This window comes from Streptomyces cylindrosporus (genome assembly GCF_022698165.1).
Lineage (GTDB): Bacteria > Actinomycetota > Actinomycetes > Streptomycetales > Streptomycetaceae > Streptomyces > Streptomyces cylindrosporus.
The window spans coordinates 632,953-654,481 of sequence record NZ_JALDAY010000004.1 but is presented as its reverse complement, the minus strand read 5'-3'; the positions used below and the strand labels follow the sequence as shown (position 1 = coordinate 654,481).

The following is a 21,529-nucleotide window of genomic DNA, read 5'->3' as shown; positions in this document are numbered from 1 at the left end:
AAGAAACACCCCCCGTACGCCAATGGAGCCGTGATGCCCGAAGCAGTGATCGTCTCGACCGCCCGCTCCCCCATCGGCCGCGCTTTCAAGGGCTCCCTCAAGGATCTGCGCCCGGACGACCTCACCGCCACGATCATCCAGGCCGCCCTCGCCAAGGTCCCCGAGCTGGACCCGCGCGACATCGACGACCTGCACCTCGGCTGCGGTCTGCCCGGCGGCGAGCAGGGCAACAACCTCGGCCGGATCGTCGCCGTGCAGATGGGCATGGACCACCTGCCGGGCTGCACGATCACCCGTTACTGTTCCTCGTCGCTGCAGACGTCCCGCATGGCCCTGCACGCCATCAAGGCCGGCGAGGGCGACGTCTTCATCTCGGCCGGCGTCGAGATGGTGTCGCGGTACGTGAAGGGGAACTCCGACAGCCTCCCGGACACGCACAACCCGATCTTCGCCGAGGCGGAGGCCCGCACCGAGGCCGTCGCCCAGCAGGAGGGCACCAGCTGGCACGACCCGCGTGAGGACGGCCTGGTCCCCGACCCCTACATCGCGATGGGCCAGACCGCGGAGAACCTCGCCCGCGTCAAGGGCGTCACCCGCCAGGACATGGACGAGTTCGGCGTCCGCTCGCAGAACCTCGCCGAGGAGGCCATCAAGAACGGCTTCTGGGAGCGCGAGATCACCCCGGTGACGCTGCCCGACGGCACGGTCGTCGCCAAGGACGACGGTCCGCGCGCCGGCGTCACCATGGAGGGCGTCGCGGGCCTCAAGCCCGTCTTCCGCCCCGACGGCCTGGTCACCGCGGGCAACTGCTGCCCGCTGAACGACGGCGCCGCCGCGGTCGTCATCATGAGCGACACCAAGGCCCGCGAGCTGGGCCTGACCCCGCTCGCCCGCATCGTGTCGACCGGCGTCTCGGGTCTGTCCCCCGAGATCATGGGCCTCGGCCCGGTGGAGGCCTCGCAGCGCGCCCTGCGCCTGGCCGGACTCACCATCGACGACATCGACCTGGTCGAGATCAACGAGGCGTTCGCCGCCCAGGTGATCCCCTCCTACCGCGACCTGAACATCCCGCTGGAGAAGCTGAACGTGAACGGCGGCGCCATCGCCGTCGGCCACCCCTTCGGCATGACCGGCGCCCGCATCACCGGCACGCTCATCAACTCCCTCCAGTTCCACGACAAGCAGTTCGGTCTGGAGACGATGTGCGTCGGCGGCGGCCAGGGCATGGCGATGGTCATCGAGCGCCTCAGCTGACGCGTTCCGTAACCGCCGAGGCACCAACCGTGAGCCTCTGGCCCGGAGTCCGGGAAACTTCCGGACTCCGGGCCGTTTTGTGATCCAATCTCCCCCAGGATGTGACCTATCTCCCTTAGCGAAGGGAGATACGCAGGTCAGCGCGGTACCACCAGTAAACACCGGGCCCAAAGTCCTGCCCGATTCGTGACGTTACGCACTGACAGCTGGTTAGTCCGCCCTTCAAGCTGATGTAGGAAGTCGGGGGTCGACTTTGAACCGGGAGTACGTCAGTGAGCGCCATGCCGATCGCCTTGCTGGTCATCACGGCCGCCACGGGCGCCGTGGGCCTCGCCGTCCTGCGCACCCTCATGGTGCTGCGTCGTGAGGTCGCCGCCCTGCACACCCAGCTCGCCGCACAGCACGTCCCGCACGCTCTCGTGCCGGCCGCCCGCACCGCCGCCGAGGCCGACGAGATACGCGCCGCGGTGGCCGAGGCACTCGCCGAGGAGCGTGAGCGCGAACTGGCCGAGGCGCGCGCCTTCTGGGCCGCCCAGGAGGCCCGTGACGCCTCCGACGCGCCTTCCCTGCTCGGCCTGCCCGACAGTGAGCTGTTCCTGCCCCGACAGAGCGATTTCGTGGGCCTGGAGCCGGTGACCGAGACGGGCGCGGACGCCGACGAGTTCGCCGGGGACTCCCCCGAACTGGCCGCGGCCCGCCGCCGGCACCCCTCCCACCCGGACTTCGTACCGGTCCAGTCACCGGTCGTGGGCGACCATGAGCGCACGGTGGCCACCCTTGAGGAACTCGCCGCGTCCCGCGTCGAACTGGCCGACGTCCGCCCGGGCCCGCTGGGCACCCTGGACGTCTACGTCTTCGCCGACGGCACGACCCTGTGCATGACCCCGGGCCACCGCGAAACGGCGGAACGCCTCTCGGCGGCCCTGCGCGCGGGCGAGACCCCGGTGCTGCTGGGCGGCTCGGGGATATCGGGGGCGTACACGCTGACGTTCGAGTGCGGCGAGGAGAACGTGTACATCCTGGCCGACCGGGTCATAGCGTCCCTGTAGTCACACCCCGGCCCGCTGCTGGGCCTCGGCCACCAGCGCGACCGCTTCTTCCAACTGGCCCTCGTCATCCAGGACGAGGGCCAAGTCGTGTGCGGCGACGGTGATTTGGTCGGCCGCCGCGAACATCCCCGCGTCCGGCATGACCCTGGGCTCCGCCGCGGGCTCCTCCAGCAGCTGGGCCCGGCGGGACAACTCCCTGGCAAGCTCAAGGGCCTCGGAGGCCCCTCCCCGTTGCAGCCGGCTCTGCGGCGCGGCGCGCAGACGGTCGGCGAAGTGATCCACGGCTCGCGTCAAGGGCGTCGTATCAACCACGGGACGAGCCTACGCGGCGCCGCCAGACTGTTGCCAACAGGCGAACGCTCAGGCACGGTGACCTGAAGGACCGGCTTACATCCCCTTTTCGTCCGGAGGCGCCGATGTCCCACGTCCTCTCCGAGGAGACCCACCGCAACATGCTCGCCCGCATCCCCCACTGCACCGGTCGTGAAGTCGCCGACTGGTTGCGCACCGTCGAAGAAGGCCCCGCCCTCTTCCGCTTCGAGGAAAAGGTCAGCTGGCTCCGCCACGAGCACAACCTCGCGTACGGCCACGCGAAGGCGATCGTCCACGAATACGACCTGAGGAGGGCCGCGCGCAAACTGCTCTAGCGCGCACCAAGACATGCCGAAGGGCCCCGGGTCGTAGGAGAACCGAACCCAGGGCCCTTCGCGCCGGCCGTCGTACGACTGCTCGTCTGCTCGTCCGGCTAGTCGTTGCTGTTGAGGATCGCGATGATCCGCAGGAACTCCAGGTAGATCCAGACCAGCGTCAGCGTGAGGCCGAAGGCCGCCAGCCACGCCTCCTGCTTCGGCGCGCCGTAGGCGATGCCGTCCTCGACCTGCTTGAAGTCCAGGGCGAGGAAGCAGGCGCCGAGGATGATGCCGACGACGCCGAAGAAGATGCCGAGCGGACCGCTGCGGAAGCCGAGGCCGTCACCGCCGCCGAAGACCGCGAACAGCATGTTCACGACCATCAGCAGGATGAAGCCGACCGCGGCCGCCATCACGAAGCCGTAGAAGCGGCGGTTGACGCGGATCCAGCCCGCCTTGTAGGCGACCAGGACACCGGCGAAGACGGCCATCGTGCCGAGCACGGCCTGCATGGCCGCGCCGCTCGCGATGCGGTTGTCGACGATGCTGGACAGGACGCCCAGGAAGACGCCCTCGAACGCGGCGTACGACAGGATCAGCGCCGGCGTGGCCGTGCGCTTGAAGGACTGGACGAACGCCAGGACCATGCCGATCAGCGCGGCGCCGACGGCGATGCCGTAGGACCGGTTGATGTTGGCGTCGTCGACCGGCAGCAGCGCCCAGGCGAGCGCGGCCGTGACGATCAGGGTGCCGAGCGTGGAGGCCGTGCGCAGGACGACGTCGTCCATGGTCATCCGGCCGGTGGTGGCCGGGGCCTGGGGCGGGGCGCCCTGCTGAAGGTCCGCCTGCGCGTACGGGTTGTTCGCGTAGGGGTTGCCCTGCGCGTACGGGTTGGCCTGCGTACCGACGGCGGGTCCCCCGGCCTGCGGCGAGGCGTTGAAGCCCGCGTAGCCGTTGTCGCGGCTGAACCCCCGTCGCGAGAAGACCGGGTTTCTGCTCCTCATTTCACTCCTCCATGGCCGCACGTCGCGGCCTTGGCTCAAGAGTAATAGGTAGGCAAAGGATTGACCCTAGTGCTTGGGGAGGATCTTTCCCTCGTCGTGCTGCGCAACACGCTACGCGGGCCGGTGATTCCCCTCACCGCAGGGTCTCAATCGAAGGCGAAGCCCGTGTATCCCTCGGCCAGATCGGTCTCGGCCGCGCGGGAGCCCGCGATCCTGTCGAGCCGGGCGAGCTGGAGCCGGGCGTCGAAGGGGGTGGCGCCGGGCGCCGGGTGCAGCATCGTCGTCATGTCGTACGAGAACCGCTCGGCCTGCCAGACGCGGCGCAGGCAGGTCGCGGAGTAGGCGTCGAGCAGTTCCGCCGATCCGGTGTCCTTCTCGTACGTCAGTGCCCTCGCGAAGGTGACGACGTCCCCGACGGCCAGGTTGAGCCCCTTCGCGCCGGTCGGCGGGACGATGTGCGCGGCGTCGCCGGCCAGGAACAGCCGGCCGTACCGCATGGGCTCGTGGACGTAGGACCGCATGGGCGTGACCGACTTCTGGGTGATCGGCCCGCGCTCCAGCCGCCACCCGTCCTCGGTCTCGAAGCGGCGCTCCAGCTCGTCCCAGATCTCCTCGTCGCTCCAGGACTCGGCCTCGGTGCCCTCAGGGACCTGGAGGTAGAGGCGGGAGACGGACGGGGAGCGCATGGAGAGGAGGGCGAAGCCGCGGTCGTGGCGGGCGTAGACGAGCTCGTCGTGCGAGGGCGGGACGTCGGCGAGGACGCCGAGCCAGCCGAAGGGGTACGTCCGCTCGAAGACGCGGGTCAGCTCGGCGGGGACCGCCTTGCGGGCGACACCCCAGAAGCCGTCGCAGCCGACGACGTAGTCGCAGTCGAGGACGTCCTCGCGGCCCTCGTGCCGGAAGCGGACGCGCGGTGTGTCGGTGTCGGCGCCCTCGACGGCCAGGGCCTCGGCCTCGAAGAGCAGCGGGCCGCCCTCCTTCAGCTGAAGGGCGATGAGGTCCTTGCAGACCTCGGTCTGCGCGTACACCATCACGGACCGCCCGCCGGTGAGAACGGGGAAATCTACCCTGTGCCGCTTCTTCTCGTACCGCAGCTCGATGCCGTCGTGCCGGAGGCCCTCGCGGTCCATGCGCTCGCCGGCGCCGGCCGCGCGCAGCACGTCCACCGTGCCCTGCTCCAGGATCCCGGCGCGCTGGCGCTGCTCGACGTAGGCGCGGTCGCGGCTCTCGAGGACGACCGAGTCGATGCCGGCGTTGTGCAGCAGGCGGGCGAGGAGGAGGCCGGCCGGGCCGGCGCCGATGATGCCGACGGTGGTGCGCATCTCGCATCCTTTGTTTCGTCTGGTGTTTCGTCTGGTGTTTCGTCGTCTGGTTCGTCCAGTGAAATTTACTTCACCACTCACTTCCGGTTGCGAGTTTGCGCCCGCCTCCACTCCGTGTCAATGGCCCCGGTGGCCGGCCGCGGGCCCGTGGCAGACGGGTGGGACGCGGCCGGCCACCGGTGCGGTCACTTGGCCGGCGGCCAGCCGTCCATGTGCCGGTGCACCGCGACGTCCGGCTTGTCCTCGCCCTTGGGCGCCTTCGCGGCGGCGTCATTGAGGATGCCGGTGACCTCGGCGGCCAGGGCGTCGACCTTGGTCCGCAGCTGGGCGGCGGGCAGCGTGGAGCGGCTGAGCGCGTCCAGCCTGCGGTGGACGTCCGCGAGGTGCCGCTTGGCGGTGGTGTCGAGGGTCAGCGGCCTGGGCGTGGAGACCACGAACTGGTAGGCCCCGGCGAGGGTCTGGCAGCCGGTGCACTCCTTGTTGACGGCGTCGCTGAGGTTCACGGCGTTCAGGTGCGTGTGCTCACCGGCGATCGTCACGATCTGGAAGGACAGCGCGACCGAGCGGCAGGCGTCGTCGGCCGTGCAGCCCGTGGAGACCGCGTTGGCCTGGTTGCGGGCGGCGGCCGCGTTCACCGTGCCGAACTGGCGGATCGTGAAGGAGTCCTTGGCCTGGGTGTGGTGCAGCCGGTCGGCGTGGCTGAAGACGTGGTCCGAGGCGAAGGCGGCGTGCCCGGACCCGGTCGTGGCCTGGGCCGGCACGGCGGTGGCCGCGCCAGCGACACCGGCAGCGAACAGCCCGAGCCCGAGGGCACGCCGGGTCAGCGGGTTGTGGGCTGATCGTGGTTTTCGATGACTGCTCAAGGGAGCTCCTTGGTGGGTGGGTCAGTGGATAGGTGGGTGGGTCTGGTTTCGGTTACCGGGTGGGGGGTGGCGTAGGGCGGATGGCGAGGGTGCGCTTCCGGGTGGTGGGGCGCGGCGCATGGGGGGCCGACGTGGGGGTCGGTGCGTGCGGCGCGCGTCGGGCGGGACCGGCTGGTGTGTCCGGCGCGGTCGGGCGGTGTGTCCGGCGACCATCCGGTGCGCGTCCGGGGTGGCTGGCCGGGGTGTCCGGCAGGACCCACCGGTGTGCGGCCGAGGTGACCGGCGCGGCCAGCTGGTGCGCGTCCAACGCGGCCGACGGATGCGCGTCCGGGGTGGCCGACCGGTGTGTACGGCGCGACCGGCCGGGGCACGTCCGGTGTGACCGGCTGGGGCGCTGCTGGCGCTGTCGGCCGGTGTGTCGGTGCTCCGACGCGTACCGCCGGTGCGCCGACGCCTCACCCCTTCGGCAGGCCGGGGACGTCCACCCCTGGCCTGCCGACGGAACGCGCCCGCCCTCTTGAGAGGCGCCCCGACGGCGGGCCGACCGGTGGTCGGGTGGCTCCCGACACCCCTTCGGCCTGCCCCCAAGAACCTCCGACGGCCGGCCGCCTGGCGGTCAGACAGCCCCCGACGCCCCATCAGCCCGCCCTCCTGACACCCTCGACCAACCAGCCGACCGCCTCAGCACGCCCCCGACGACCGGCCAACTGGCGGTCAGGTGGCTCCCGACAACCCTTCGGCCTGCCCCCAAGAACCCCCGGCGACCGGCCGATTGGTGATCGGACGGCCCCCGACGACCCATCGCCCCGCCCTCCCGACGCCCTCGACCGACCAACCCCCGCCTCAGGACGCCCCCGGCGACTGACTCACCGGCGGTGACGAGGGGGCCTCGGAGGGCGATGCCGGGACGCTCTCCGAGGGGGTCGGCGAGGGCGGGGGGTCCGAGGGGCCCGTGCCGGACGGCGTGGTCGGTCCCTCCGATGGGCCCTGGGAGGTCGGTCGGGCCGTGCCGTCGGTCGGGTGGGGCGACTCCGGCGCGGACGCAGACGCGGAGGCCGAGGCGGACGTACTCCCGGAGGCTTTGTCCGAAGGACCGGCGGAGGGTCCCGACGCGCCCGGTGACACCGACGCCGAGGGTGAGGAACCGTCCTGGCCACCGGGGTCCCGCGAGGAGTCGTCGCCGACCCGCGAGGCGTCCTGCGGGCCGGGCGCCTCGGTCGACACCCCCGGCTGCAGGATCGGCGCGATGGGCGGCTGCTTCGGCAGGGGCTGCGGGGTCATCCCGGACACCCACGCGTAGCTGAGGCCGGTCAGGCCGGCCAGGGCGAGCGCGCAGAGGGTGATCCGCAGTTTCGGGCGCCCGGACGTGGTGCGTTTCGCGGCGCGGAAGAGGCGGCCGCTCATCTTCACCGAGAGGTACACGACACCCGCCATCGGGCACATCAGCATGATGCTGCCGATCACGCCGACGAGCCCGGCGACGATCTGCCCGTCCGTGAACGCCCACCAGGTGCCGAGGAGTTGCTCGGTCAGCGAGCGGGTCATGGTGCTGAGGATCCGCGGCAGGTTCCACAGGGCGTAGCCCAGTTCGCCGGCCAGCAGCGGCACCATGGTCAGCACCCACGTGGCGACGATCCGCCGGGCCGACTTCTTGAGGCCGGTCACCTCCTTGCGGGCCGCCTTCCCCTTCGCGCCCGGCACCAGCGCCAGCAGGATCGGCTTGATCTTGCCGTACAGGTCGGGCACGCCCGCCAGGTCGCCCAGGATGTAGTAGCCGTCCAGCCGGACGGCCGGCATCAACTGCTCCAGGATCTCGAAGTGCCCGAGGTAGACCGCGGCCAGGAAGAACTGGGCGCCGGTGGCGAAGTAGGCCGCGGCCATGGCGAGCATGAAGACGACGTTGAAGTACACCCCGCCCAGGTCGGTGCGGATGCGCCCGCCCCGGCCGATCCGGTAGACGTCGGTGACGTCGGTGTACATCGACGGCCAGATCAGGAACAGCCCGCAGCCGATGCAGCCGGGCCGGGCCCCGCCGTACTTGCAGGCGGAGGCGTGGCCGAACTCGTGGAAGACGAGCGAGGCCACGGTGAGCCCGAAGACGATCAGGATCAGCACCGGCTGGTCGAGCACCTGGAGGACCGGCTCGATCGCCCCGAAGAACCCGAACAGCCACACGTCCATGGCCACCGCGCCGATCAGCACGGCCGCGACCACGACCGGCCGGTGCAGCCAGCTGAACGTCTTCGCGATCCGTGCGGTGCGCTTCTCGTTGAAGATGACCCGGTGCCCTTTGAGGGCGAGCAGCAGGTCGGAGCGCGGGGCGTCGACCTCGTCGCTCTCCTGCCCCTCGGGGACCGTCACCCCGAGCGGCTGGAGCTTCTTCTCCACCAGGTAGCGGATGTTGTCGCCGCTGACCTCCCGGCCGAACCGCGCGCTGACGCGGTAGGCGATGGTCTCGACGTCCCGGACGCCGTCGATGCTCGACGCCACGAGATACAGCAGCCGGGACAGCTGCACGACCTGCCCGTCCCCCCGGCGGGCGATGTACTTGGGCTCGGTGAAGCCCGAGCCCTGGTATTCGCCGTGCAGCTTGAGCCCCGCGCTCAGCCGCGGCACCAGCGACGGCTCTACGACCGGCAGGCTGCCGGTGGCGACCTGCGCGTAGGTCACCGGCCAGCCGCCGGGTCCGGGCACCGGCCCGGTGTCGTAGAGCGTCGCGGGCCCGTTCCCGAGCACTGTCATGTGTGGTCTCCCCCCACGTGTCCCCCATGTCCGCGCGTGTCCCCCGTGTGCGCGCCGCGTTCCCCCCGGATCGCGGCGGGCTGTCTCCGCAAAGAGGCGGTTCCCCCCGGAAGGCACCGCGGGGGCGGACCGCTCCGCACATGAGCGCGGTCCGCCCCCGGGCCGTCGTCCCCTTGTTGCTTGTTACTGGGAGACGCTGATGTGCTGCGAGGCCGAGGACTCGGCGGCCGAGAACGACGAGTGGTCGTTGACGGCCGCGGACTCGTTGACCGCCTGGATGTTGGCGACGTGCTTGGTGATGTTGGTGGTCCGGTTGAAGCTGAACTTCAGCTTGCCCAGCGCCTCACGGCCCGGCAGCAGCTCCGCGGACTCGGTGTCCAGCTCGTGCATGTCCATGCTCATGACGGATGTCCCTTCTGAATGTTTCCGACTGCTCTGGATGCTTGGGGTTCGGTTTCGCGGCGGAGCGCGAGCGTTACTGCTTGACGCTGATGGTCTGACCGGCGCCGGAGTCGGCCACCGAGAACGACGAGTGGTCGTTGAGGGCGGCGGAGGAGTTGGCCGCCTGGATGTTGGCGATGTGCTTGGTGACGTTGGTCGTCCGGTTGAAGCTGAACTTCAGCTTGCCCAGCGCCTCGCGACCCGGCAGCAGCTCCGCGGACTCGGCCTCAAGCTCGTGAGCGTCCATCATGATCAATTCCCCCTCAGGGATAGGCAGTTCCGATCGGAGAGAGTCAGGTTCCCCCCGGACTCTGTCCAATCTGGTCGGACGAGCTGTCCAACGAGATTGGACACTAGGGCCTCCTGGGGCCGTTGCGCAACCCGTTCGGGGAATCACCCTTTCGGCGGCCCGGGGACGCGACCGTAGAATCGGCGCCGACAAGCTCCGACAAGGACGAACAGCCCGTCAGCCGAGCGGCGAGCAGGAAGTGACCCACCCGTGGCCAACGCACTGCAGCAGTTGATCCGTGAGCGCCTCGACCGCAAGGGCTGGTCCTACGGCGAGGTCGCGCGCCGCGGCGAGATCCCGCGCTCGACCGTCCACCACCTGGCCACCACGGAACGCGTCGTGCGGATGCCCCAGTCGGCCACGCTGGAGGGACTGTCCAAGGGGCTGGAGCTCCCGTTGGACACCGTCCGCCGCGCCGCCGCGGAGGCCTGCGGGATCCATGTGTACGGCACCCCCGAGGCCGGGGACGCCGCCGCCGACCCCGAGGTCGACCTCCTCATCGCCAGCGTCCAGAAACTCTCGGCCGACGACCGCAGACACGTGGCGGCCCTGGTGGAGTCCCTCCTGGACCGCTCGACACCGCAGACCCCGGAGAAGTGACCGCCCGACGTCAACTTCCGCCAACTCGGAAAAAGATGTCAACTACCCCCGAACACCCCGAGATCCCCCGCTAGTCTCTCGTCCTGCCCACGGAGCGAGCCGCAAGTCCCCGGGGGCTCCCAGGGGGGAATGTGTTGTTCGTGCATGGTGGGCCGGCCACGGCTGTGGTCCGTGGGCCCGCAGGAGAGTCGGTCGTGCTGCTGTCCGGTGAGCTGCCGGACGTGCTCACCGAGGCGTCCGTCGCCGAGCTCGTCGACCTCGCCGCCGCCATTCTGGACGCGGACGAGCTGGTGCTGTTCCACGACTGCCTGCGCACCCTGAGCACCGAGGGAATGCGCGCCGGCCGCCGCGTCGAGGTGGAGGGCGCGGTGCTCACCGTCTACGAGGGATGACGACCGGCGTCGTACACGAAGGGTGACGTCCGCCCACGGAACGCGCTGTCCCGCGGGCGCGGAAGTGCCCGGAGCCGGACTTGAACCGGCACGCCCGCGAAGGGGCAGCGAGGTTTAAGCTCGCCGTGTCTGCATTCCACCATCCGGGCAGGCCATGGGCTCCGCGTCGAGGTTCCGAGCCTATCGGGATGCTTCCCCCGAACAGCCGAACCACGGACCGATGTTGTCTTATTTTATTGACGTCTGAGGGTGCATCAGCCCGTGGAACGAGCCATCCGCACTTGCCAATAGCCTTACGCGCAACCGTGGCCGGTGCATGCGGAATGACGGAATTTCACCGCCCGAACGAGGGTGCTCCACCGGTTCTCGACGGTTCACGGCGCAAGCGCTTGCGCGCGACCCCCGAGAGCGCCGCCCCCAGGGTTGCCCGTCATCCCCAGGTATGACACGGCGGCCGGGGGTCCGACCCGAGTCGCCCCTGTGAACCGGAACAGCGGCTGACTACATGGCGGGGATCGGCCACGACGATGGAACACGTCCCTTCAAGACGCCGTCCCCCGAGGAGTTCCGACCCGTGACCACCACACCCGTCGCCGACCGGTCCACCGCGACCGTGGCCGCACGCGCCACGGATCTGTCGAAGATCTACGGACAGGGCGAGACCCAGGTGGTCGCCCTCGACCGGGTCTCCGTCGACTTCCGGCAGGCCGAGTTCACCGCGATCATGGGCCCCTCCGGTTCGGGCAAGTCCACGCTGATGCACTGCGTGGCCGGCCTGGACACCTTCTCCTCGGGCTCCGTCCGCATCGGCGAGACCGAGCTCGGCTCGCTCAAGGACCGGCAGCTCACCAAGCTCCGCCGGGACAAGATCGGCTTCATCTTCCAGGCCTTCAACCTGCTGCCGACCCTGACCGCCCTGGAGAACATCACCCTCCCGATGGACATCGCGGGCCGCAAGCCGGACAAGCAGTGGCTGGACACCGTCATCCAGATGGTGGGTCTGAGGGACCGGCTCGGCCACCGCCCGGCCCAGCTCTCCGGCGGCCAGCAGCAGCGCGTCGCCGTCGCCCGCGCCCTCGCCTCCCGCCCGGACATCATCTTCGGCGACGAGCCCACCGGAAACCTCGACTCCCGCTCCGGCGCCGAGGTCCTGGGCTTCCTGCGCAACTCCGTGCGGGAGCTCGGGCAGACGGTCGTGATGGTGACCCACGACCCGGTCGCGGCGGCGTACGCGGACCGTGTCGTCTTCCTCGCGGACGGACGGATCGTGGACGAGATGTACCGGCCGACGGCCGACAACGTGCTTGATTTCATGAAGCAGTTCGACGCGAAGGGCCGCACCAGCTGATGTTCCGCACCGCCCTGCGCAACGTCCTCGCGCACAAGGCCAGGCTGCTGATGACCGTGCTCGCCGTGATGCTCGGCGTCGCGTTCGTGTCCGGCACGCTGGTCTTCACCAACACCATCTCCGAGGCCTACCAGAACAGTTCGGCCAAGGGCTTCGACCAGGTCGACGTCGCCGTCCAGCCCAAGTCCCAGGAGGACAAGGGCAATACGATCAACAAGACGCCCGAGCTGACGAAGGCTCAGCTGGACACCGCGGCCAAGGTGCCGGGCGCCGCCGACACCATCGGCGTCGTCAGCGGCTTCACCGCCATGGCCGACAAGGACGGCAAGCTCATCGGCGGCGGCTTCCAGTCGCAGGGCGGGAACTACTGGGGCGACAAGGACCCCCGGTACCCGCTGAAGGAGGGCCGCGCCCCGCACGGTGACAACCAGGTCGCCATCGACTCGGAGACCGCGAAGCGGGCCGGCTACAAGGTCGGCGACCAGGTGCGGCTCTCGGTCGACGGCCCGGTCCTCACCCCGACCGTCACCGGCATCTTCACCACGGACGACGGCAATGTCGCGGCCGGCGGCAGCCTCGCCCTGTACGACACGGCCACCGCGCAGAAGCTCTTCGGCAAGCCGGGCACGTACGACGAGATCGACGTGAAGGCCGCCTCCGGCACCTCCCAGACCGCGCTGAAGGCAGGCCTCGACAAGGCGCTCGGCACGAAGCTCGTCGAGACCACCACCGGCAAGCAGCTCGCCGACGACCAGGCCGAGCAGATCTCCGCCTCGATGAGCGGCCTGAAGCAGGGCCTGCTGGTCTTCGCCGGCATCGCGCTCTTCGTCGGCACCTTCATCATCGCCAACACCTTCACCATGCTCGTCGCCCAGCGCACCAAGGAGCTGGCGCTGCTGCGCGCGGTCGGCGCCTCCCGCCGCCAGGTCACCCGCTCGGTGCTGATCGAGGCGTTCGTGGTCGGCACGGTCGCCGGCCTCACCGGTCTGGTCGCGGGCATCGGCATCGGCGCGGGCCTGCGCTCCCTGATGGGCACGCTGGGCGCCACGGTCCCGGACGGGCCGCTGATCATCACGCCCGGCACGGTCGCGACGGCCCTCGCGGTCGGCGTCGTCATCACCATGCTGGCGGCCTGGCTGCCCGGCCGCCGGGCGGCGAAGATCCCGCCGGTCGCCGCGATGAGCAGCGTGCACGCGAAGGCGACGACCAAGTCGCTGGTGCTGCGCAACACGCTGGGCGCGCTGTTCAGTGCCGCCGGCATCGCGACGGTCCTCGCGGCGACCACGATGGACGGCTCCGACGGCCAGGCCCCGATGGGCTTCGGCGCGGTCCTGCTCATCATCGGCGTCTTCATCCTCACGCCTCTCCTCTCCCGCCCGCTGATCGCGGCCGCGGCCCCGGTGCTCAGGATCTTCGGCGTCTCCGGCAAGCTGGCCCGCCAGAACTCGGTGCGCAACCCGCGCCGTACGGCCGCCACCGCCTCCGCGCTGATGATCGGGCTCACCCTGATCACCGGCATGACGGTGATGGCGGGCAGTCTGCAGAAGTCCATCGACAAGATGGCGAGTTCGGCGATCCGCGCGGACTACGTGGTCTCGATGGCGAACGGCAACGCGCTCTCGCCGGACGTCGACAAGAAGCTCAGGGCCACCGACGGGGTCACCGCCACCAGCCCGCTGCGGAACGTCTACTCGCGCATCGACGGCCAGGGCGAGTCCCTGACCGGCGTGAACGGCTCGGCGATCGCGAAGCTCACCGACCTCAAGGTCGACAGCGGCACCTTCGAGGTGGGCGGCGACCAGGTCGTCGTCGACGAGGACACCGCCAAGTCGTACGGCTGGAAGGCGGGTTCGGCCTTCACCGCGCACTACGAGGACGGCAGGTCCACCCGTCTGACGGTGGCCGGCGTCTACGAGGGCAACGAGCTGATCCGGGGCATCCTGCTCGACAGCGCGGTCGTCACCCCGCACGTGAGCGACCCCGGCGACATGCAGGTCCTGGTGAAGACGGCCGACGGCGCGAACGGCGCGACCAAGGACAGGCTGGAGAAGGCGCTCGGCACCAACCCGGCCATCAAGGTGCAGAGCAAGCAGGACCTGTCGAACGACATCGCGCAGATGTTCACGCTGATGCTGAACATGCTCTACGGCCTGCTGGCCATGGCGGTGATCGTGGCCGTCCTGGGCGTGATCAACACCCTCGCCATGTCGGTCTTCGAACGCTCGCAGGAGATCGGCATGCTCCGCGCGATCGGCCTCGACCGCAAGTCCGTCAAGCGCATGGTCCGCCTGGAGTCCCTGGTGATCTCCCTGTTCGGCGGAGTGCTCGGCATCGGCCTGGGCGTCTTCTTCGGCTGGGCGGCCGGCGAGCTCCTCGGCACGAAGATGGCGACGTACGAACTGGTCCTCCCCTGGACCAGGATGGCCGTCTTCCTCCTGCTGGCCGCGACCGTCGGCATCCTGGCGGCCCTCTGGCCGGCCCGCCGCGCGGCCCGCCTGAACATGCTCACGGCGATCAAGTCCGAATAGCGGTACGGCACTTGGGGCCCCGTCCGGAACCGACCGGGCGGGGCCCCTTCGTGCGTACGCCCGCCCTCAGCCGGTCCCCCAGGTCCGCGCCCGCAACGGCAGCCCGGACTCGCCGCTCTCCGGGGTCCGTACCGCCAGCACCTGGTTGACGCCGATGCGGTTGCGCTCGAAGGCGACGGCGCAGGCGGCCATGTAGAGCCGCCAGACGCGCGCCCGACCGGGCCCGGCGAGGGCGAGGCCACGCCGCCAGTCGGCCTCCAGATCGGCCACCCAGCGGCGCAGGGTGAGCGCGTAGTGCTCGCGGATCGACTCGACGTCGCGCACCTCGAACCCGGCGCGTTCGAGCTGGGTCACGGTGGTGCCGAGCGGGGCGAGTTCACCGTCGGGAAAGACGTAGGCGTCGATGAACTCGTCGAGGTCGTAGGCGGATTCGTCGCGCTGCGGCCGCCGCGCGATCTGGTGGTTGAGCAGCCGCCCCCCGGGCTTCAGCAGCCGGTACAGATCCTCGGCGTACTCCAAGTACCGTTCGCTGCCCACGTGTTCGGCCATCCCGATCGACGAGATGGCGTCGTACGGCCCGTCGGCGACGTCCCGGTAGTCCTGCACCCGGATCTCGACCAGGTCGGTCAGCCCCGCGTCGGCGACGCGCTTGCGGGCGTAGGAGGCCTGCTCCTGCGACAGGGTGATCCCGACGACGCTCACGCCGTACTCCCGGGCGGCGTGGATGGCCATCGACCCCCACCCGCACCCGACGTCCAGCAACCGCTGACCACTCGTCAACCCGAGCTTCCTGCACACGAGTTCGAGCTTGTCGCGCTGAGCGCTCTCGAGTGTCCCCCCGTCCTCCCAGTAGGCGCACGAGTAGACCATCGAGGGCCCGAGGACGATCTCGTAGAAGTCGTTCCCGACGTCGTAGTGATGGCTGATGGCCCGCCGGTCGCTCCATCTGGTGTGCAGACGGGTACGGCTCCTGCGCACCTCCTCCCGCGGCGGCGCGGGCGGCAGCGGCACCCCGGCCACCTTCACCAGCCCTCGCACGGCCGCCCGCGCCCGCGGATCCCGCAGCATCTGTACGAGGCTCCGCGCGTCCTCCCCGCGCTCCCACACCAGCGTCGACATCAGGTCGAGGGCGACGTACAGGTCCCCCTCGATCTCCAGGTCCCCGGCGACCCAGGCCCGCGCCAGCCCCAGCTCGCCCGGCTTCCACAGCAGCCGGCGCACGGCCCGCCGGTTGCGCACGACCAGCGCGGGCGCGTCCGGCGGCCCCGCGGTCGACCCGTCCCAGGCCCGGATGCGCACCGGCAACGGCACTCCCAGCAACTGTTCGACGAGGCTCTTCAGCCGCGACGCGGCGTCGGCCATGGCGCACACCTCCGTGACACGATCCCGGAACGTCCAACACCACGTAAACACCAACGGTGCGGCTGCGCAGTCCCCCGGCCGCGTTACAGCCGGGCAAAATACATGCAGCAGCCACCCACCAGCCCGTCCGGCGTTTGAGGACGAGGCCGTCCAGGCCGAAGGGGGTCTGGGGCGCAGCCCCAGGAACGCCGAAGGACCTCCCGCACCACGGATGGCGGAAGGCCCTTCGGTTCGTTCGGTGACCGGAGCCGGTCAGGAGGCCTTGGCCTCGGACTTCTCCTGCTTCGGCGCCGCGGGCACGGGCTTCGCGGCCTCGTAGAACTCCTCGCGCGGGTGCTCCATCGCGCCGAGGGAGACGACCTCGCGCTTGAGGAACATGCCGAGGGTCCAGTCGGCGAAGACGCGGACCTTGCGGTTCCAGGTCGGCATCGCGAGGCCGTGGTAGCCGCGGTGCATGTACCAGGCGAGACGGCCCTTGAGCTTGATCTTCATCTTGCCCATGACGATCATCGCGACGCCCTTGTGGAGGCCGAGACCGGCCACCGCGCCCTTGTTGGCGTGCGAGTAGTCCGCCTGCGGGAAGCCCCGCATGCCGGAGATCACGTTGTCGCCGAGGACCTTGGCCTGGCGCAGCGCGTGCTGGGCGTTCGGCGGGCACCAGGCGTTCTCGTTGCCCGCCTTGCGGCCGACGAGGTCCGGGACCTGGGCGTTGTCGCCGGCGGCCCAGATGTAGTCGGTGCCCTTGACCTGGAGGGTCGGCTCGCAGTCGACGTGACCGCGGGGGCCGAGCGGCAGGCCGTAGCGGGCGAGGGCCGGGTTCGGCTTCACACCGGCGGTCCACACGATGGTGTTGGAGTCGACCTCCAGGCCGTTCTTCAGCACCACGTGCCCGTCGACGCAGGAGTCCATCGAGGTGGAGAGGTAGATCTCCACGCCCCGGCTCTCCAGGTGCTCCTTGCCGTAGGCGCCCAGCTTGGGGCCGACCTCGGGCAGGATCTTGTCGGCGGCGTCGACGAGGATGAACCGCATGTCCTCGCGGGAGACGTTGTTGTAGTACTTGGCCGCGTCGCGGGCCAGGTCCTCGACCTCACCGATGGTCTCGGCGCCGGCGAAGCCACCGCCGATGAAGACGAAGGTGAGCGCCTTGCGGCGGATCTCCTCGTCGGTCGTGGAGTCGGCCTTGTCGAGCTGCTCCAGCACGTGGTTGCGCAGGCCGATGGCCTCCTCGATGCCCTTCATGCCGATGCCCTGCTCGGCGAGGCCGGGGATCGGGAAGGTGCGGGAGACCGCGCCGAGCGCGATCACCAGGTAGTCGAAGGGCAGCTCGTACGCCTCGCCGACCAGCGGCGAGACCGTGGCGACCTTGCGGTCCTGGTCGATGGTGGTGACCCGGCCGGTGAGGACCTCCGCCTTGGGCAGCACGCGTCGCAGCGGGACGACGACGTGGCGCGGGGAGATGTTGCCGGCGGCGGTTTCGGGAAGGAAGGGCTGGTAGGTCATGTACGACCGGGGGTCGACGACCGTGACGGTCGCCTCGCCGTAGCGCATCTTCTTGAGGATGCGCCGAGCTGCGTACAGGCCTACGTACCCACCGCCTACTACGAGGATCCTGGGACGCTCCGTGGTGCTCATGCCATCGAGTATCCACCCGCCCCCAGGGGGTCGCTCGTGCGCCCCTTCACAAGCTCTTGCAGGGGGTGTGTTATCCTCCGCGGCCCGCGTGATCCAGGTCATGATCCGGAGGGGAACCGCGGGTCCGGTACGACCCGTTGTCAATGCCGCGTGAGCTGCCTCTCCGGGCTGCCGAGGCCCCGGTGAGCAGTCCGGAACGGGTGCTCCCGAGGACCCCTCGCCGAACCTTCATACCACGCTTCTGAACATGTTCAAGGGCCTGTTCGGCCCCCGGAAGGGCCAACCGGCCCCTTTTCGTGGTTCCACAGGACGGAATTCCTTGTGAAGAACTTCACGAACTTTCTCGGCGGCACGTCACGGGGGACCCCGGAAGATCCCCCGGAACGCACTCAGACGCTACCCGACCTGCTCATCCGAGAGCTACCGATCGGTAACAAAGGAGACCTACGCCACCGACCACGCGATGCCGTCGAGGATGTCGTGCTCGCTGACGACGACCTCCTCGGCGCCGACGCGCTCCATGATCGACAGGAGTACGAGGGCGCCCGCGGCGATGACGTCGACGCGGCCGGGGTGCATGGAGGGGACGGCCGCGCGCTCGGCGTGGGTCGAGTGGAGCAGCCAGTCGGTGATCTCGCGGACGCGGTCGTGGGAGACGCGGGAGTGGTGGATGCGCGCGGAGTCGTACTCGGGCAGCTCCTGGGCGATCGCCGACACGGTCGTCACGGAGCCCGCGAGACCGACCAGGGTGCGTGCCTCGCGCAGCGGGACCGTCTCCTCGGCGAGGTCCAGGGCCCGCTCGATGTCGGCCCGCATGGCGGCGATCTGCTCGGCGGCGGGCGGGTCGGTGACCGCGCCGTCCCGGACCAGGTGCCGCTCGGTCATCCGCACACAGCCGACGTCGACGGAGCGGGCGGCGCGCACGTGCTCCTCGCCGACGACGAACTCCGTCGACCCGCCCCCGATGTCCACCACCAGGTACGGCTTGGCGAGATGATCGCTGCCCGCCAGCTCCCTGGTCGCCCCGGTGAAGGAGAACTCGGCCTCCTGGTCCCCGGAGATCACCTCGGGCTCCACACCCAGGATGTCCAGGACCCCGCGCACGAACTCGTCGCGGTTCTCGGCGTCCCGGGAGGCGGAGGTGGCCACGAACCGCAGCCGCTCGGCGCCGTGCTCCTTGATGACCGCGGCGTACTCCCGGCACGCGGCGAAGGTCCGCTCCAGCGCCTCGGGCGCGAGCCGCCCGGTCCGGTCGACGCCCTGCCCGAGCCGCACGATGGTCATACGGCGGTCCAGGTCGACCAGTTCACCGGTGGCGGGGTCCGCGTCGGCGACGAGGAGCCGGATCGAGTTGGTACCGCAGTCGATGGCGGCGACGCGGGTCACTTGGCATCCTCCGTCTGCTCGGTGACGGTCACGCAGGCGCCCTTGCGCCACCACTCCGGCAGCATCGCGATCGCCTCGTCCCCCAGCGGGTTCACGCCGGGTCCCGCGGCCAGCGAGTGGCCCACCAGCACATGCAGGCACTTCACCCGGTCCGGCATGCCGCCCGCGCTGGGGAAGCCCTCCAGCACCTCGATCTCGTCCCGGCGCCGGATGTAGTCCTCGTGCGCGGAGCGATACGCGGCGGCGAGTTCCGGATCGGTCCGCAGCCGCTCGGTCATCTCCTTCATGACGCCGTTCGCCTCCAGCGTGCCGATCGCCGAGGCAGCGCGCGGGCACGTCAGGTAGTACGTCGTCGGGAAGGGCGTGCCGTCGGGCAGCCGCGGGGCCGTCTCCACGACGTCCGGCTGCCCGCAGGGGCACCGGTGGGCGATGGCGCGCAGCCCGCGCGGCGGGCGCCCGAGCTGCTGCTCGAATGCCTCGACGTCCGCGTCGGTGGGCTCGGTGCGCGGGGTGGTCGGCGGAGGCGTTTCCATGCTTCGGGGAGTGTCTCTCTAGTCTCGGTTCACTGGTCGGAGGCGTCGGACTTGTCGACCCCGTCCCAGACGTTCGTGTACCAGGGCCGGTCGGCGGCGCCCAGGTCGGCACGGGACTGCTTGGCCGCGTCCGGGTCGATGACGACGTAACCCGTCTCGCCCGGCAGCACGTAGTGCAGCCGCTGCCGGATCTGCTGCTCGGCGTACGAGTCGTCCTGCCAGCGTGCCTTGAGGTCGCGCAGCTGCTCGACGCGCCGGGCGGCCTGCTGCTTCTGCCGCTGCAGATCGGCGATCTCGGCGCGCTGGGAGACGTACTGCCTTATGGGATAGGCGAGCGCGACGACCAGGGTGCACAGCACGAGCGCGAGCAGGGCCGCGCGGCCGGTGAGGCGGGAGCGGCGGGCCTGCCGCTTGGTCTGGGAGCGGTAGACCCGGGCCGCGGTCTGCTCGCCGAGCAGCCTGAGCCTGGTCGCGGTGGAGAACCGGTCCCGGTCCTTCACGGCCATGTCCCCGCCTCCCGTTCATACGCGCGTACGTCCCCGCACACGGTACGGGACCGGTACGGGGACGTACGTACGACTGGCTAAGGCTTAGCCCCTTAAGGGTCAGCCCTTGAAGCGCGGGAAGGCGCTGCGGCCCGCGTACACCGCGGCGTCGTCGAGGATCTCCTCGATGCGCAGCAGCTGGTTGTACTTGGCGACGCGCTCGGAACGGGCCGGGGCGCCGGTCTTGATCTGGCCGCAGTTGGTGGCGACGGCCAGGTCGGCGATGGTGACGTCCTCGGTCTCGCCGGAGCGGTGGGACATCATGCACTTGAAGCCGTTGCGCTGGGCGAGCTCGACGGCGTCCAGGGTCTCGGTGAGCGAGCCGATCTGGTTCACCTTCACGAGCAGGGCGTTGGCGGCGCCGTCCTCGATGCCGCGGGCCAGGCGCTCCGGGTTGGTGACGAACAGGTCGTCGCCGACGATCTGGACCTTGTCGCCCAGCTTGTCGGTGAGGACCTTCCAGCCGGCCCAGTCGTCCTCGAACAGCGGGTCCTCGATGGAGACGAGCGGGTAGGCCGCGACGAGCTCCTCGTAGTACTCCGTCATCTCGGCGGCGGAGCGCTCCTTGCCCTCGAAGAGGTACTTGCCGTCCTTGTAGAACTCGGAGGCGGCGACGTCGAGCGCGAGGGCGATCTGCTCGCCGGGGGCGTAGCCGGCTTCCTTGATCGCTTCGAGGATGAGGTCGAGGGCGGCGCGGTTGGAGTCCAGGTTCGGGGCGAAGCCGCCCTCGTCGCCGAGGCCGGTGGACAGGCCGCGGCCCTTCAGGACCTTCTTGAGGGTGTGGTAGACCTCGGTGCCCCAGCGCAGCGCCTCGGAGAAGGACTCCGCGCCGATCGGGGCGATCATGAACTCCTGGATGTCGACGTTGGAGTCCGCGTGGGATCCGCCGTTCAGGATGTTCATCATCGGGACGGGCAGCAGGTGCGCGTTCGGGCCGCCCAGGTAGCGGAAGAGCGGGAGGTCGCTGGCCTCGGAGGCGGCGTGGGCGACGGCGAGGGAGACGCCGAGGATGGCGTTGGCGCCGAGGGAGCCCTTGTTGTCGGTGGCGTCCAGGTCGAACATCGCCTGGTCGATCAGGCGCTGCTCGGTGGCGTCGTAGCCGACCAGCTCCGGGCCGATCTGCTCGATGACGGCGAGGACGGCCTTCTCGACGCCCTTGCCCTGGTAGCGGTTCGGGTCACCGTCGCGGAGCTCGATGGCCTCGAAGGCGCCCGTGGAGGCGCCGGAGGGGACGGCGGCACGACCCGTGCTGCCGTCGTCGAGGCCGACCTCGACCTCGACCGTGGGGTTGCCTCGGGAGTCCAGGATTTCCCGGGCTACGACGACGTCGATGGACGGCACGAGCATCTCCTTCTTGGGATGTGACGCGGCTACGGGGCTGCCGCAGCGGCTCTGCGAGACGAGCCTAACCGGCTCCGGCGGATCGGCCACGCTGCCGACCATCTCTTGGGCAGAACCGAGAGTAAATTGTTTCCGAACGGAACAAAAACCCGCGCGTACGCGCGCACAAAAAGCCCCGCCCCGGTGCGTACGGGGGAACACGCACCGAGGCGGGGAGTCCGTGGGGACGGGGGAGGCCCTCACGTGTCCTCCATATTGGTGGACACGGC

At 70.1% G+C, this 21,529-nt stretch carries 20 protein-coding genes and 1 tRNA gene; 7 read left to right on the top strand and 14 right to left on the bottom strand.

Going from position 1 to position 21,529, the window contains the following annotated elements:
* Window positions 1–33 precede the first annotated feature (33 nt).
* Window positions 34–1,254, top strand: coding sequence for an acetyl-CoA C-acetyltransferase (locus MQP27_RS15885; protein WP_242765791.1), 1,221 nt, complete (start codon window positions 34–36; stop codon window positions 1,252–1,254).
* A gap of 272 nt (window positions 1,255–1,526) precedes the next feature.
* Entirely contained in the window at window positions 1,527–2,303 is a 777-nt protein-coding gene (locus MQP27_RS15880; protein ID WP_242765790.1) for a hypothetical protein, read from the top strand.
* Here the strand turns inward: MQP27_RS15880 and MQP27_RS15875 are convergent, their stop codons facing one another.
* A complete protein-coding gene (locus tag MQP27_RS15875; RefSeq protein ID WP_242765789.1) occupies window positions 2,304–2,615 on the bottom strand; it encodes a hypothetical protein in 312 nt (103 codons plus the stop codon).
* A gap of 104 nt (window positions 2,616–2,719) precedes the next feature.
* Here MQP27_RS15875 and MQP27_RS15870 point away from each other — a divergent pair, with 104 nt between their 5' ends.
* Window positions 2,720–2,950 carry a DUF4287 domain-containing protein gene (locus tag MQP27_RS15870; protein WP_242765788.1) on the top strand — a complete coding sequence of 77 codons (231 nt, stop codon included), beginning with the start codon at window positions 2,720–2,722 and terminating at the stop codon, window positions 2,948–2,950.
* 98 nt (window positions 2,951–3,048) lie between these two features.
* Here MQP27_RS15870 and MQP27_RS15865 read toward each other — a convergent pair whose 3' ends face one another.
* The 6 genes from MQP27_RS15865 to MQP27_RS15840 all read right to left on the bottom strand — a co-directional run bounded on the left by MQP27_RS15865 (window position 3,049) and on the right by MQP27_RS15840 (window position 9,554).
* Window positions 3,049–3,936, bottom strand: coding sequence for a Bax inhibitor-1/YccA family protein (locus MQP27_RS15865; protein WP_242765787.1), 888 nt, complete (start codon window positions 3,934–3,936; stop codon window positions 3,049–3,051).
* A gap of 146 nt (window positions 3,937–4,082) precedes the next feature.
* Complete coding sequence (locus tag MQP27_RS15860) at window positions 4,083–5,258, bottom strand: 4-hydroxybenzoate 3-monooxygenase (RefSeq protein WP_242765786.1); 1,176 nt, start codon at window positions 5,256–5,258, stop codon at window positions 4,083–4,085.
* Window positions 5,259–5,443: 185 nt separating this feature from the next.
* Complete coding sequence (locus MQP27_RS15855; RefSeq protein ID WP_242765785.1) at window positions 5,444–6,121, bottom strand: hypothetical protein; 678 nt, start codon at window positions 6,119–6,121, stop codon at window positions 5,444–5,446.
* Between the two features lie 843 nt (window positions 6,122–6,964).
* On the bottom strand, window positions 6,965–8,863 hold the full coding sequence (locus tag MQP27_RS15850; protein WP_242765784.1) for a zinc metalloprotease: 1,899 nt from the start codon (window positions 8,861–8,863) through the stop codon (window positions 6,965–6,967).
* 183 nt (window positions 8,864–9,046) lie between these two features.
* The gene (locus MQP27_RS15845; protein WP_242765783.1) at window positions 9,047–9,265 is read right to left on the bottom strand and encodes a hypothetical protein; all 219 of its coding nucleotides are present in this window, start codon (window positions 9,263–9,265) and stop codon (window positions 9,047–9,049) included.
* A gap of 73 nt (window positions 9,266–9,338) precedes the next feature.
* Complete coding sequence (locus MQP27_RS15840) at window positions 9,339–9,554, bottom strand: hypothetical protein (protein ID WP_242765782.1); 216 nt, start codon at window positions 9,552–9,554, stop codon at window positions 9,339–9,341.
* Window positions 9,555–9,803: 249 nt separating this feature from the next.
* On the opposite strand from MQP27_RS15840, the gene MQP27_RS15835 reads away from it, so the two are divergent.
* Both MQP27_RS15835 and MQP27_RS15830 read left to right on the top strand, forming a co-directional pair.
* Window positions 9,804–10,193: a helix-turn-helix domain-containing protein gene (locus tag MQP27_RS15835; RefSeq protein ID WP_242765781.1), complete on the top strand. Its 390-nt coding sequence runs from the start codon at window positions 9,804–9,806 to the stop codon at window positions 10,191–10,193.
* A 194-nt stretch (window positions 10,194–10,387) separates the two neighbouring features.
* Window positions 10,388–10,585 carry a hypothetical protein gene (locus MQP27_RS15830; RefSeq protein ID WP_242765780.1) on the top strand — a complete coding sequence of 66 codons (198 nt, stop codon included), beginning with the start codon at window positions 10,388–10,390 and terminating at the stop codon, window positions 10,583–10,585.
* Window positions 10,586–10,650: 65 nt separating this feature from the next.
* On the opposite strand, the gene MQP27_RS15825 is transcribed toward MQP27_RS15830, so the two are convergent.
* Window positions 10,651–10,734, bottom strand: a tRNA-Leu gene (locus tag MQP27_RS15825).
* A 425-nt stretch (window positions 10,735–11,159) separates the two neighbouring features.
* Here MQP27_RS15825 and MQP27_RS15820 point away from each other — a divergent pair.
* Both MQP27_RS15820 and MQP27_RS15815 read left to right on the top strand, forming a co-directional pair.
* Window positions 11,160–11,933 (top strand): ABC transporter ATP-binding protein, encoded by a 774-nt coding sequence (locus MQP27_RS15820; protein WP_242765779.1) that lies wholly within the window; start codon window positions 11,160–11,162, stop codon window positions 11,931–11,933.
* Window positions 11,933–14,461 carry an ABC transporter permease gene (locus tag MQP27_RS15815; RefSeq protein WP_242765778.1) on the top strand — a complete coding sequence of 843 codons (2,529 nt, stop codon included), beginning with the start codon at window positions 11,933–11,935 and terminating at the stop codon, window positions 14,459–14,461. The genes MQP27_RS15820 and MQP27_RS15815 overlap by 1 nt, the downstream gene beginning before the upstream one ends.
* A 66-nt stretch (window positions 14,462–14,527) precedes the next feature.
* On the opposite strand, the gene MQP27_RS15810 is transcribed toward MQP27_RS15815, so the two are convergent.
* From MQP27_RS15810 to eno, 6 genes are all read right to left on the bottom strand, one after another.
* Complete coding sequence (locus MQP27_RS15810) at window positions 14,528–15,823, bottom strand: SAM-dependent methyltransferase (RefSeq protein WP_242765777.1); 1,296 nt, start codon at window positions 15,821–15,823, stop codon at window positions 14,528–14,530.
* 252 nt (window positions 15,824–16,075) lie between these two features.
* Window positions 16,076–17,455 carry an NAD(P)/FAD-dependent oxidoreductase gene (locus MQP27_RS15805; protein WP_242765776.1) on the bottom strand — a complete coding sequence of 460 codons (1,380 nt, stop codon included), beginning with the start codon at window positions 17,453–17,455 and terminating at the stop codon, window positions 16,076–16,078.
* Between the two features lie 444 nt (window positions 17,456–17,899).
* Entirely contained in the window at window positions 17,900–18,841 is a 942-nt protein-coding gene (locus tag MQP27_RS15800; RefSeq protein ID WP_242765775.1) for a Ppx/GppA phosphatase family protein, read from the bottom strand.
* Window positions 18,838–19,374 (bottom strand): DUF501 domain-containing protein, encoded by a 537-nt coding sequence (locus MQP27_RS15795; protein ID WP_242765774.1) that lies wholly within the window; start codon window positions 19,372–19,374, stop codon window positions 18,838–18,840. The genes MQP27_RS15800 and MQP27_RS15795 overlap by 4 nt, the downstream gene beginning before the upstream one ends.
* A gap of 29 nt (window positions 19,375–19,403) precedes the next feature.
* Entirely contained in the window at window positions 19,404–19,880 is a 477-nt protein-coding gene (locus MQP27_RS15790; protein ID WP_242765773.1) for an FtsB family cell division protein, read from the bottom strand.
* A gap of 99 nt (window positions 19,881–19,979) precedes the next feature.
* Complete coding sequence (eno, locus tag MQP27_RS15785) at window positions 19,980–21,266, bottom strand: phosphopyruvate hydratase (RefSeq protein WP_242765772.1); 1,287 nt, start codon at window positions 21,264–21,266, stop codon at window positions 19,980–19,982.
* Window positions 21,267–21,529 lie beyond the last annotated feature (263 nt).